The sequence below is a fragment of the Klebsiella sp. 141240 genome (assembly GCF_050600805.1).
Lineage (GTDB): Bacteria > Pseudomonadota > Gammaproteobacteria > Enterobacterales > Enterobacteriaceae > Klebsiella > Klebsiella aerogenes.
In genome coordinates, this window is record NZ_JAQIRK010000005.1 from 24,562 (window position 1) to 37,336 (window position 12,775).

The 12,775-nt window shown below is 54.1% G+C and carries 13 protein-coding genes; 5 read left to right on the forward strand and 8 right to left on the reverse strand.

Annotation, left to right across the window (positions count from 1 at the left end; genetic code table 11):
* The first annotated feature begins 77 nt into the window (after window positions 1-77).
* The 4 genes from PGQ95_RS11000 (at window position 78) to osmB (ending at window position 3,650) form a co-directional block, all read left to right on the forward strand.
* Window positions 78-2,012, forward strand: a complete 1,935-nt coding sequence (locus PGQ95_RS11000) for an exoribonuclease II (RefSeq protein ID WP_430918080.1) — start codon at window positions 78-80, stop codon at window positions 2,010-2,012.
* A gap of 149 nt (window positions 2,013-2,161) precedes the next feature.
* The gene (locus tag PGQ95_RS11005) at window positions 2,162-2,344 is read left to right on the forward strand and encodes a hypothetical protein (protein ID WP_015366235.1); all 183 of its coding nucleotides are present in this window, start codon (window positions 2,162-2,164) and stop codon (window positions 2,342-2,344) included.
* Between the two features lie 70 nt (window positions 2,345-2,414).
* Window positions 2,415-3,164 (forward strand): DNA-binding transcriptional regulator YciT, encoded by a 750-nt coding sequence (locus PGQ95_RS11010; protein WP_087859379.1) that lies wholly within the window; start codon window positions 2,415-2,417, stop codon window positions 3,162-3,164.
* Window positions 3,165-3,431: 267 nt separating this feature from the next.
* A complete protein-coding gene (osmB, locus tag PGQ95_RS11015; protein WP_032688354.1) occupies window positions 3,432-3,650 on the forward strand; it encodes an osmotically-inducible lipoprotein OsmB in 219 nt (72 codons plus the stop codon).
* 113 nt (window positions 3,651-3,763) lie between these two features.
* Here the strand turns inward: osmB and yciH are convergent, their stop codons facing one another.
* The 5 genes from yciH to pgpB form a co-directional block, all read right to left on the reverse strand.
* Window positions 3,764-4,090, reverse strand: a complete 327-nt coding sequence (yciH, locus tag PGQ95_RS11020; protein ID WP_213794814.1) for a stress response translation initiation inhibitor YciH — start codon at window positions 4,088-4,090, stop codon at window positions 3,764-3,766.
* Window positions 4,090-4,827: an orotidine-5'-phosphate decarboxylase gene (gene pyrF, locus PGQ95_RS11025; protein ID WP_045393148.1), complete on the reverse strand. Its 738-nt coding sequence runs from the start codon at window positions 4,825-4,827 to the stop codon at window positions 4,090-4,092. Before pyrF ends, yciH begins: the two co-directional genes overlap by 1 nt.
* 194 nt (window positions 4,828-5,021) lie before the next feature.
* Complete coding sequence (gene lapB, locus PGQ95_RS11030) at window positions 5,022-6,191, reverse strand: lipopolysaccharide assembly protein LapB (protein ID WP_087859378.1); 1,170 nt, start codon at window positions 6,189-6,191, stop codon at window positions 5,022-5,024.
* Between the two features lie 6 nt (window positions 6,192-6,197).
* Window positions 6,198-6,506, reverse strand: coding sequence for a LapA family protein (locus PGQ95_RS11035; protein ID WP_045374686.1), 309 nt, complete (start codon window positions 6,504-6,506; stop codon window positions 6,198-6,200).
* A gap of 142 nt (window positions 6,507-6,648) precedes the next feature.
* The gene (pgpB, locus tag PGQ95_RS11040) at window positions 6,649-7,407 is read right to left on the reverse strand and encodes a phosphatidylglycerophosphatase B (RefSeq protein WP_213794815.1); all 759 of its coding nucleotides are present in this window, start codon (window positions 7,405-7,407) and stop codon (window positions 6,649-6,651) included.
* Window positions 7,408-7,570: 163 nt separating this feature from the next.
* On the opposite strand from pgpB, the gene ribA reads away from it, so the two are divergent.
* Window positions 7,571-8,161, forward strand: a complete 591-nt coding sequence (gene ribA / locus PGQ95_RS11045) for a GTP cyclohydrolase II (RefSeq protein WP_015366227.1) — start codon at window positions 7,571-7,573, stop codon at window positions 8,159-8,161.
* Window positions 8,162-8,207: 46 nt separating this feature from the next.
* Here the strand turns inward: ribA and acnA are convergent, their stop codons facing one another.
* The 3 genes from acnA to cysB all read right to left on the reverse strand — a co-directional run bounded on the left by acnA (window position 8,208) and on the right by cysB (window position 12,638).
* Window positions 8,208-10,880 (reverse strand): aconitate hydratase AcnA, encoded by a 2,673-nt coding sequence (acnA, locus tag PGQ95_RS11050; protein WP_087859375.1) that lies wholly within the window; start codon window positions 10,878-10,880, stop codon window positions 8,208-8,210.
* Between the two features lie 380 nt (window positions 10,881-11,260).
* Window positions 11,261-11,419, reverse strand: a complete 159-nt coding sequence (locus tag PGQ95_RS11055; protein WP_072056445.1) for a YmiA family putative membrane protein — start codon at window positions 11,417-11,419, stop codon at window positions 11,261-11,263.
* A 244-nt stretch (window positions 11,420-11,663) separates the two neighbouring features.
* Window positions 11,664-12,638: an HTH-type transcriptional regulator CysB gene (gene cysB / locus PGQ95_RS11060; protein ID WP_015705738.1), complete on the reverse strand. Its 975-nt coding sequence runs from the start codon at window positions 12,636-12,638 to the stop codon at window positions 11,664-11,666.
* Between the last annotated feature and the right edge of the window lie 137 nt (window positions 12,639-12,775).

Consider the following 12,775-nt stretch of genomic DNA (forward strand, 5'->3'; position numbering starts at 1 on the left):
CTGAAACAGCGCTTGCTGAGGCAGGCATATTCGCGTAAAAATGTCAGCCGCTCTTTTAGCCACGAAAAAACCTAATTATGTTTCAGGACAACCCGCTGCTAGCGCAGCTTAAACAGCAATTGCATTCCCAGACCCCGCGCGTTGAAGGGGTCGTTAAAGGTACGGAAAAAGGTTTTGGCTTCCTCGAAGTCGACTCGCAGAAAAGCTACTTCATTCCGCCGCCGCAAATGAAAAAAGTGATGCATGGCGATCGTATTATCGCTGTGGTCCATACGGAAAAAGAACGTGAAAGCGCCGAGCCGGAAGAGCTGGTTGAGCCTTTCCTGACCCGTTTTGTCGGTAAAGTGCAGAAAAAAGACGATCGTCTGTCTATTGTTCCTGATCATCCGCTGCTGAAAGACGCCATCCCTTGCCGCGCCGCGCGTGGCGTAGAACACGATTTCAAACAGGGTGACTGGGCGGTGGCTGAAATGCGTCGCCATCCGCTGAAAGGCGACCGCGGTTTCTATGCCGAATTAACGCAATTCATCACCTTTAGCGACGATCATTTCGTGCCGTGGTGGGTGACGCTGGCGCGTCATAACCTGGAAAAAGAAGCGCCGAATGGCGTTGCCACCGAGATGCTCGATGAAGGACTGGAACGTCGCGATTTGACGGCGCTTGAGTTTGTAACCATCGACAGCGCCAGCACCGAAGATATGGACGACGCGCTGTTTGTAGAGCGCGCCGACGACAGTAAACTTCTGCTGACCGTCGCTATCGCCGATCCGACAGCGTGGATTGCCGAGGGCAGCAAACTGGACAACGCGGCGAAAATTCGCGCCTTCACCAACTATCTGCCGGGCTTTAATATCCCGATGCTGCCGCGCGAACTGTCTGACGATTTGTGCTCGCTGCGCGCCAACGAAGTGCGCCCGGTGCTCGCCTGCCGCATGACCCTGGCAGCCGACGGCGCCATTGAAGATAATATCGAATTCTTCGCCGCGACCATCGAATCAAAAGCCAAACTGGCTTATGACGACGTCTCCAACTGGCTGGAAAATATCGGCGCCTGGCAGCCTGCCGATGACGCTATCGCGCAGCAAATCAAACTGCTGCAGGAAGTCTGCCAACGCCGCAGCGAATGGCGTCAAACCCACGCCCTGGTGTTCAAAGACCGCCCTGATTATCGCTTCGTGTTGGGTGAGAAAGGTGAAGTGCTGGATATCGTTGCCGAACCGCGCCGCATCGCCAACCGCATTGTTGAAGAGTCAATGATTGCCGCTAATATCTGCGCGGCACGCGTGCTTCGCGATAACCTGGGCTTTGGCGTCTATAACGTGCATACCGGTTTCGACCCAGCTAACACCGAGCAGCTGGCCGCGCTGCTGAAAACGCACGATGTACACGTCGATCCGCTGGAAGTCCTGACACTGGACGGCTTCTGTAAACTGCGCCGCGAACTGGATGCTCAGCCTTCAGGTTTCCTCGATAGCCGCATCCGTCGCTTCCAGTCGTTCGCGGAGATCAGTACCGAGCCGGGCCCGCACTTCGGCCTTGGCCTGGAAGCTTACGCCACCTGGACTTCGCCAATCCGTAAATACGGCGATATGATCAACCACCGTCTGTTAAAGGCCATCATTAAAGGCGAGACCATTGGTCGCCCGCAGGATGATATCACCGTGCAGATGGCGGAACGTCGTCGTCTGAACCGTATGGCGGAACGTGACGTCGCAGATTGGCTGTATGCTCGCTTCCTCAACGATAAAGCCGGAACCGATACCCGCTACGCGGCAGAAATCATTGATGTCAGCCGCGGCGGCATGCGCGTGCGCCTGGTCGATAACGGCGCTGTCGCCTTTATTCCGGCACCTTTCCTGCACGCGGTGCGCGATGAACTGGTCTGCAGCCAGGAGAACGGAACCGTACAGATTAAAGGTGAAGTGGTTTATAAAGTCACCGATGTTATCGACGTGACTATCGCTGAAGTTCGTATGGAAACCCGCAGCGTCATCGCCCGTCCGGCGGCGTAACGCTTTTATGGCCCCTGCCCAGGGGCCATGCATTTCTCGTTTTGAGTGAATATCGCCAGCTGCGCAAGGATGTGCGTTTTTTTCGCTTCTCTTTTGCAACCGTTTTTTGCATCATTGATTTCATTCATTTTTGTAACCAGGATAATGCTATGTCTGATCTGAATGCCCGCCTGCTCGCCCAACGTATCGATACCGTGCTGGATATTCTGGTTGCCGGAGATTATCACTCGGCGATCCATAATCTGGAGATCCTCAAAGCCGAACTGCAGGCATTGTCTCACGACGAGCCAGAGAAGGATTCAGGGCAATCAAAAGCGCCGTGGGAAATCTGATTGATTCCTGTCCCCCAGCACGCCGTAAAGCCTGCTGGGCGCCGTATAGACCTCTAACTGTGATGTAGCTATGAACGCCCGACAACAAAGTATTTTACAAATGGTCATTGATAAAGGCCGCATGAGCGTTGCCGATCTGGCCAGGATGACCGGTGTCTCCGAAGTCACTATTCGTCAGGATCTGAATTCGCTGGAAAAACAAAGCTACCTGCGCCGTACCCACGGCTTTGCGGTACCACTGGATAGTGAAGACGTCGAAACCCGGATGATGACCAACTTTGCCATTAAGCGTGAACTCGCCGCGCGCGCCGCGTCGCTGGTGGCAGCCGGAGAAACGGTGTTCATCGAAAATGGCAGCTCAAACGCCCTTCTGGCCCGCACGTTGGCGGAACGCGGTGATATCACTATCATCACCGTTAGCAGCTATATCGCACATTTACTCAAGGAAACGCCGGGCGAGGTCATCCTGCTGGGCGGTATTTATCAGAAGCGCAGTGAAAGCATGGTGGGCCCATTAACCCGTCAATGCATCCAGCAGGTGCACTTCAGCAAGGCGTTTATCGGCGTTGACGGCTGGCAGACCGAAACCGGCTTTACCGGCCGCGACATGATGCGCGCCGATGTGGTCAACGCGGTGCTGGAAAAGCAGTGCGAGGCTATCGTACTCAGCGACAGTTCGAAGTTCAGCGTCGTGCATCCTTATCCACTGGGCCCGATTGCCCGTTTCAATCGCGTCATAACCGACAACAACCTGAGCGAAACTATCCGCCGGCAGCTCTCCGGGAGCGGTTTAACGCTCGATATAGTCGACCCCGCCTGATCGCTTCCGCCAGCGCCCGTAGAATGGCGTTGGCAGCCTTTCTGCGTCTGAGAGTATTCTGACCCGCAATTAAGATTTTTTACCTGACGTTAAATTTTAAAATAAGTAGAATTATTATTAGCGATATAACAGGAAGTGACTATCACCTGCGTGATTAGAGCAACACCTGCGCAACTTAAGTTTCATGGAATAACCCTTAAGTCATAGCCAGTTGCTATGCTTAAAGGAAGGTGTATCCATGAATAGATTATTCAGGAGAATAAAATGATGACTTCAATGAGCAAAAAAATGGCTGCGGCCGTACTGGCGGTTACTGTAGTAATGTCCCTGAGCGCTTGTTCCAACTGGTCTAAACGCGACCGTAATACCGCAATCGGCGCAGGCGCTGGCGCACTGGGCGGCGCGGTATTAACCGACGGCAGCACCCTGGGTACCCTGGGCGGCGCAGCGGTTGGCGGCATCATTGGCCACCAGGTTGGTAAATAACCACCCCGCGTATTAAATTAATAATAATTTCGTAGTTACTGACTCACGCATCTACCAATAATTAAGGCCACGGTATTTACCGTGGCCTTGTTGTTTATTTCGTAGAAATTATCTTAGCCACCCGCTAATTTTACTTTCATCCCTTTAGCTTCCAGCAGTGATTTCAGCAAGTCGCGTTTATCACCCTGAATTTCAATCACTCCATCTTTCAGTGAACCGCCGCAGCCGCATTTCTTTTTCAGCTCCGCGGCCAGCTTCGCCAGCGCATCGTCATCGAGATCGATGCCGGTAATCAAGCAGACGCCCTTCCCTTTGCGCCCGCTGGTCTGGCGTTGAATGCGCACGATACCATCGCCTTTCGCACGTTGCAGCGCCGCTTTCGGCTCTTCAATACGCCCGCTATCGGTAGAGTAAACCAGGCGGCTGTTAGAATCGCTCATTACGCCTCCAATTTCAGCGACGCGTTGATAGCCGCAAGCGTTGCAGCCGGATCGGCAGACTGGGTGACCGGCCGGCCGATCACCATGTAATCAACCCCCGCCTGCTGCGCCTGTTCCGGAGTCATAATCCGGCGTTGGTCGCCCGCATCGCTGCCTGTGGGGCGGATCCCCGGGGTAACTAACTTAAATTCTTGTCCTAACTCTTGTTTAAAGCGGACGGCCTCCTGCGCGGAACAGACTACGCCATCGAGACCACAGCGTTTGGTTAGCGCCGCCAGTTTAGCAGCATGATCGGCAGGTGAAAGCGTGATGCCAAGGTCTTGCAAATCGCTGGCTTCCATGCTGGTCAATACGGTGACCGCAATCAGTAGCGGCGCCTCTTTTCCGAACGGTAACAACGCCTCGCGGGCAGCCGTCATCATGCGCGCGCCGCCGGAGGCGTGAACGTTCACCATCCATACGCCAAGCTCCGCGGCTGCGGCGACCGCGCGTGCGGTGGTGTTCGGGATATCGTGGAATTTCAGGTCGAGGAACACTTCAAAGCCGCGCTGATGCAGGTCGCGAACAAATTGCGGCCCCAGCAGCGTGAACATCTCCTTACCTACCTTTAACCGGCAGTCGCGCGGATCGATTCGATCAACAAAGGCCAACGCCTTGTCACGGTTATCATAATCAAGCGCAACAACGACGGGAGAGGATGTGATAACGCGAGGAGAAGAGCTAGCAGTAGACGTCATGACCGGACCTTAATTGTGGATGAGCGCCGCCAGGGCGCAAAAAAGGTAAACGGGCAGCATTCTACCTGCGAAGTGGGGAAAATGACAGGCTGGTTTTGCCCGTCTACAGACAAAAGCGGGCACGCGGCTGCAGAAATGGATACGCTAAAACCCAGGCAAGTATGTTGTAACTAAAGTCAGGTTTTTTTTAGAAGTTACTGGCCATCAAGGCCGCGAATCGGCTTGATAGTCGCCCAAGAACGGCAGGACGGGCAGTGCCAGTACAGGGTGTGAGAAGTAAAACCGCACTTCTGGCAGCGGTAACGCGGTTTGCTCCGCACCTGCTCGCCAACCATATTGCGCAGAACCCCCAGGCTCGCCTTCGCGCGCCCTTCTTCCGCCTCATTAAGATGGTAGTCCATCAGTTTGTGGAACACGCGCATCGTCGGGTGGCGTTCCAACTGGCGAGTCACATAGCTCTGCGCGGCCTCGGCGCCTTCCTGCTGCTCGATAATTTGCGCCAGCATAAGTTCCGCGGTCGCCCCGGTGTTCTCTTCTACACAGCGGCGCAGGAACGCTTCCCACTCCTCATGCTTACCCAACTGCTGATAACAGGTTTGCAGCATTTCCAGGGTTTCACCAACCAGTTCTTTATCCTGGCCAATCACCCGTTCCAGGCTTTCTACCGCTTTCGCGTAGTCGCCTTTTTCCATCCACACGCGCCCCATCATAATCGAGACGCGGGCGCTGTTGCGGTCCGCTGACGCGCCTTTTTTCAGCAGCGTCATTGCTTTATCGAGATCGTTACTGGCCATCTGCTGCAGCGCCAGCTCACACCAGAAGTTGGCGATATCGCTGCGATGCTTTTCTTTGCCCAATTTTACCAGCCGTTCGGCGACTTCAATAGCGGACTGCCAATCGCTGGTTAACTGGTAAATTTGCAGCAGTTGTTGTAGCGCGCCCAGGCGGAAGTCGGTTTCATCTACCAACTGCTTGAACATATCTTCCGCGCGATCGTACAGGCCCGCGGCCATATAATCACGGCCCAACTGCTGGACGGCGAGCAGGCGTTGGTCGTAGGTGAGCGAGGCGCTCTCCATCAGGCTTTGGTGAATGCGGATAGCGCGGTCAACTTCGCCGCGAGAACGAAACAGGTTGCCAAGCGTCAGGTGGGCTTCAACGGTGCCGGTGTCCTCTTTCAACATATCAAGGAACAGATCCACGGCTTTATCCTGCTGGTTGCTCAGCAGGAAGTTGACCCCAGCGACATAATCGCGCGACAGGCGATTTGCATCGTCCTGTTTGGACTGTTGTGCGCTCCTGCGCCCCATATACCATCCATAGGCTGCGGCAACGGGAAGAAGCAGAAACAACAACTCCAGCATAGACGGTTATTCCTTGACCGCAGGGACGCCGGCATCAGCAGGCGCTACGGTCACTGGCGCGATCTGCTGCTCCAGGCGTTTAATTTTACGCTCGGCGCGGGCCAGCGATACTCGTACCCGTAACCAGAACAGGCCGCAAATCAGCCAGCCAATCGCAAACCCGGCAGCAAATAACACCGCCAGCAACGTGGAGATGCGGAATTCACCCTGCGCGAGCAAATAGTTGAACGTGACCAGTTGGTCATTTTGCGCACCCAGCGTCACAGAGATGACGAAGATAGCTAACACCAGTAAGAAAATAAGTAAATATTTCACATGACTTCCCGTTCTGTGGGTTGCGCGAGTAAAACGCGTTCAAGCCCTATAAAGTATCATTTTCACCGCAGTGGTGAAATGGAAAAGCATGACACCCGTCATGATATGCGGCCGGGTGTCGCGAAAATCAACATAAACAGCGTCAGGTTGCGCGTTTTTTGATATCCGTCGTCTCTTCGACAGGCGGGGTTAACGGGCCGCAAAAACGCTGCGTGAGCCAGGTCGCCGCGGTAACCAGCAGCCACGAAAGGCTGGTCGCCACGATAAGATCCTGCGGCCAGTGCATGCCCAACGCCAGGCGGCTGCCCATGACCGCCGTCGCCCATCCTAACAGCACACCGATAGTCACCCAGCGCCGACGCGGCCACAACAGCCCGACGCCAAGCAGCGCCCAGCTGGCGGCAAACATGGTATGGCCGGACGGAAAGGCAAAACCGGTCTCTTTTTGCCAGTGTTTACGTAAGAACCCCGGTATTGTCTGTTGTTCAGCCAATTGCTCATGCACCAGTTTAGCGCGTTCTTTACGTTTTAACTCATAGAATTGCGCCACCGGAACCTGCTGGGTTCTTTCTAACCAAATCACAAACGGCCGTGGTTCCTGCACCCGTTCTTTGATCCAGGATTTTAGCCCCTGTCCTGCCAGGATAGCAGCGCCGAGAATGAGAAACAGCACCAGCGCTTCGCGCAGACGAAAACGTAAACACCACAAAAACCAGCCAAATAGCGCTACGTGGGTAATGATTCCCCACGGCTGGGTTACCGTTTCAGTCACCCAGTACCACATTTTCAACATGGCCGGGGCTTGACCTGGCTGCCACTGCCAGCCGGAGAGCCAGACCATAACGGGCATAACAAGCAATAGCGCCGCCCCGATGGCGGTCCTTTTGGCAATTAACAGCATCGTATCTCCTTCTCTTTCCTTCTGAATATCATAACGGAAAGTAGATCGTTTGTGCGCTTTCCGCGCAGGCGGTTGTTGGTAATTAGGAGAACGTCGCGGCGTTGTGGCAAAATAGTAGTAAACAGAAAGCACATTCAGGTGCTGTCAGAATCTGGAGAATCACATGCAGCTTAAACGTGTGGCAGAAGCCAAACTGCCAACCCCCTGGGGCGATTTCCTGATGGTGGGCTTTGAAGAACTGGCAACCGGGCAGGATCATGTCGCGCTGGTGTATGGCGATATTTCGGGGCAAGCCCCGGTACTGGCTCGCGTACACTCAGAATGTCTGACGGGCGATGCCCTTTTTAGTCTGCGTTGTGATTGCGGTTTTCAGCTGGAAGCGGCGCTGTCGCACATCGCTGAAGAAGGACGCGGGATCCTGCTTTATCATCGTCAGGAAGGCCGAAATATCGGTTTACTGAATAAAATTCGCGCCTACGCGCTACAGGATCAAGGCTACGATACCGTCGAAGCCAACCACCAGCTTGGTTTTGCCGCCGATGAGCGCGACTTTACGCTGTGCGCCGACATGTTCAAGCTGCTCGGCGTCGAGCAGGTTCGCCTGTTGACTAACAACCCGAAGAAAGTCGAAATTCTGACCGAGGCGGGGATCAATATCGTCGAACGCGTGCCGCTCATCGTCGGGCGTAACCCGAAAAACGAACACTATCTCGATACCAAGGCTGCCAAGATGGGGCATCTGCTGAATAAATAATTCAGTTCCAGAATGAATCAGGGCCAGCATTCGCTGGCCCTTTCTTTTACAGCATATTACGAATCACATAATGCAGAATGCCGTCGTTCTGATAGTAAGTCAGCTCAGTCGCGGTATCGATACGACAGCGACACTGAATGACCTCCTGCTGTCCATCGGCGCGGGTAATCGTGACTGGAACCTGTGCCGCGGGATGCAGCGCCTGCAGGTTGCTGATATCAATCCGCTCTTCGCCGGTCAACTGTAGCGTTTTACGCGTCACGCCTTGTGGAAACTCCAGCGGTAATATCCCCATGCCGATAAGGTTGGAGCGGTGAATACGTTCGAAGGACTCGGCAATGACCACCCGCACGCCCAACAGACGCGGCCCTTTTGCCGCCCAGTCGCGGCTGGAGCCTGAGCCATATTCTTTACCGGCGATTACCGCCAGAGGCGTACCTTCGGCTTTGTACAGCATAGCCGCATCGTAGATGGCGATAGGCTGCGTGTCCGGCAAATGACGCGTCATCCCCCCTTCTACACCCGGCACCATTTCGTTACGGATACGAATATTAGCAAAGGTGCCGCGCATCATGACTTCATGGTTACCGCGTCGCGAACCATAAGAGTTGAAATCGCCGCGCGCCACGCCGTGCTCCTGCAAGTAGCGTCCTGCCGGGCTGTCAGCCTTGATGCTTCCTGCCGGGGAAATATGGTCGGTGGTGACGGAATCACCAAGCATCGCCAGGATCCGCGCGCCATGAATATCTTCCACCGGTTTCGGCTCAACCCCCATCTCATCAAAGAATGGCGACAGGCGAATATAGGTAGAGTCATCCTGCCAGCGATAGGTATCGGAACGCTCAACCTGAATCGCTTTCCACTCCTCGGTACCTTCAAAGACTTCGGCATACTCTTTACGGAACATCTCGGTAGAAACCTGCTGCACAGCGCGAGCAATCTCCTCGCCGCTCGGCCAGATATCCTTCAGGAACACCGGCTTACCGTCTTTACCAACCCCAAGCGGTTCGCGGGTCAGATCGATGTTCATATTGCCGGCCAGCGCATAGGCTACGACCAGCGGAGGCGACGCCAGCCAGTTGGTTTTCACCAGCGGATGGATACGACCTTCGAAGTTACGGTTGCCGGAGAGCACTGCGCCGACGGTCAGGTCACCTTTTTTGATTGCCTCTTCGATAGGTTCCGGCAGCGGCCCGGAGTTACCGATACAGGTTGTACAACCGTAGCCGACGAGGTTAAAGCCCAACTCATCAAGATAAGGCGTCAACCCCGCATGCGCCAGATAATCGGAAACCACTTTCGAACCCGGCGCCAGCGAGGCTTTCACCCACGGCTGCGGTTTAAGGCCGCGCTCAACCGCGTTCTTCGCCAGCAGGCCGGCGGCCATCAACACGCTTGGGTTGGAGGTGTTGGTGCAGGAGGTGATTGCCGCAATCGCCACCGCGCCTTCCGGCAGCGAATAGCGTTGCCCATCGAGAGTGTAATCAACCGGTTGACGCGATTTTTGCGTTTGATTCACTTCCAGTTCGTTGCTGGCGGCAAACGCTTTCGGCACATCGCCCAACGCGACGCGGTCCTGCGGCCGTTTCGGCCCGGCGAGGCTGGCCTCAACCGTCCCCATATCCAGCGCCAGGGTGCTGGTAAAGACCGGTTCATCGCCCGTCTGGCGCCACATGCCCTGCGCTTTGGCATACGCTTCAACCAACGCCACCTGCTCTTCGCTGCGTCCGCTGAGGCGCATATAGCTGAGAGTCACCGCATCGATCGGGAAGAATCCGCAGGTCGCGCCATATTCCGGCGACATATTAGCAATGGTCGCCCGGTCGGCCAGCGGTAACGAGTCAAGGCCGTCGCCGTAGAATTCTACGAACTTGCCAACCACACCATGTTTGCGCAGCATCTGGGTCACTGTCAGTACCAGATCGGTCGCGGTGATCCCTTCACGTAGTTTCCCGGTCAGTTTGAAACCAACGACATCGGGAATGAGCATGGATACCGGCTGACCAAGCATCGCGGCTTCCGCTTCAATCCCGCCGACGCCCCACCCTAATACGCCGAGACCGTTGATCATGGTGGTGTGCGAATCGGTACCCACCAGCGTATCCGGGTAAGCCACCCATTCGCCATTCTGCAGTTCGCTCCAGACGGCACGGCCAAGATATTCAAGGTTTACCTGGTGGCAGATCCCGGTTCCCGGCGGCACGACGCTAAAGCGGCTGAAGGCCTGCTGCCCCCAGCGCAGGAATGCATAACGCTCGTGGTTCCGTTCCATTTCAAGACGCACGTTGTCTTCAAAAGCGTTTTCATTACCAAAACGGTCTACCGTCACCGAGTGGTCGATGACCAGGTCAACCGGAGAGAGCGGGTTCACCTTCGCGGTATCGCCGCCCAGGCGTTTTACCGCTTCGCGCATAGCGGCTAAATCCACCACCGCCGGTACCCCGGTGAAATCCTGCATCAGCACGCGTGCCGGTCGGTAGGCAATTTCGCGGTCGGCGTGCGCTGTCGCCAGCCAACCGGCCAGCGCCTGAATGTCTTGTTCCGTCACCGAGTCGCCGTCCTGCCAGCGCAGGAGGTTTTCAAGCAGAACTTTGAGAGATTTGGGCAGTCGGGTGAGATCGCCCAGGTGTTTAGCGGCCAGCGCCAGGCTGTAGTAATGGTAGGTTTTGTCTTTGACCTGTAGCGTATCCTTACTGGCTGCTCGTAGTGTTGACGACATAGCTCCTCCTTTATCACAGGGATACATGCCCTGAACTCCTCAGGGTCTTTATTAAAGATAACACAAACTTGGCATAACACTTTGATAACAACTCAAATTGCTAAAATTGACAAAACCGTACAGTTCAGAAATTTTGACGAGAATAGTATTACAGCACGGATATATTTGATGAGGGTGAGTAAGTTCCAAACCTGTTCACTAAGCGGGAATAGAAAAAGAGCTAATCACCGATATGCAATGATTAGCTCAGGATGGATTAACATTTAAAGCTGATAAGTCGGAAAATAATTTCTTCCACCGTGTTCCACAATTCCGGGTGCTAATTTTACCAACCTCCTTTTGTCACAAAAGTGAAATATAACCTTCTCTGATAAACTGCTTTAGCTAATAATCCAGATGAATAATGCAACGATGCACCAGAAAGCGCTAAGCCCCATCAGTAGCGAGCCCCAAACCTGACTGCGCAGCGTTGGATCGATTTCCGCTTTATGACGTTCGTACGACATCGCGAGCTTTGCATAATCGATATTGTTTATCATTTCATCACCACCAATTGCTAAAATCATCAGGTACAGATAAATCTTAATAAGATATATAAAATAGATCCAGCTAATTCAGGAACAGCTAAAAGGCTTTTAACCGTTATTTTGATCGCAGCGGGTATAATGGAAAAGGGATGAAGTAAAATCCGCAGAAATGTGATTACAACGAGGTTTATAAGTTCTGATAAGGTCCATAATAGAAAATGGCACTCCCCAGAGGAAATGCCATTTATCGATACGATTATTTTTCCGGCAGTTTAATATCTTTGAACATCGCCTCTATATCCTCATTCGAACGTAGCGCCACGGCCGTATCTACCACATCCCGCGTCAGATGTGGCGCAAAACGCTGAATAAAATCATACATATAACTTCTGAGGAAAGTGCTTCGGCGGAAGCCTATCTTGGTGGTGCTATGGCTGAAAATACCATTGGCATCAAGTTTTACCAGGTCCGGATCGGACACCGGATCGACCGCCATGCTGGCAATGACCCCAACGCCAAGCCCTAAACGCACATAGGTTTTGATAACATCGGCATCAGTCGCCGTGAAGACGATACGCGGAGTGAGCCCGGCGCGATTAAACGCGGTATCCAGCTCGGAACGCCCGGTGAAGCCGAAGGTATAAGTCACCAGCGGGTACTGCGCGAGCTCTTCAATGGTCACCGAACCTTTTGAAGCGAGCGGGTGATCCGGGGTCACCACAATGGAACGGTTCCAGTGGTAGCACGGCAGCATCACCAAATCGTCGTACAGATGCAGCGCTTCGGTAGCAATCGCAAAGTCAGCATTGCCCTTAGAAACCGCTTCTGCAATCTGCGTCGGCGATCCCTGATGCATATGCAAAGAAACCCGAGGATAACGCTCAATAAAGCCCTTAATCACCCCAGGCAGCGCATAACGCGCCTGCGTGTGGGTGGTGGCAACGTACAATGAGCCTTTATCCGGCCAGGTGTGCTCCCCTGCCACGGATTTAATAGCCTCAACTTTGGACAGCACTTCGCGCGCGATGCGAATAATTTCCTGCCCGGCTGGAGTGACCTGAGTTAAATGCTTACCGCTGCGGGCAAATATCTGAATTCCCAACTCATCTTCCAGCATGCGCACCTGCTTGCTGATGCCAGGCTGCGAAGTATACAAGCCTTCGGCGGTAGAGGAGACATTCAGGTTATGGTTAACAACCTCAACGATGTAGCGGAGTTGCTGTAGTTTCATGGCTGATATCCGTAAACGCGTCAAATGAATCCGCTTAATACCCATTATGTTCAGACTGCTGCCTGCCGGCGGCAAAACGCCAGACATTCCCTGCGGCGCGCCGAACCAGCGCCACAATGCGTCCTGAAACGATGATG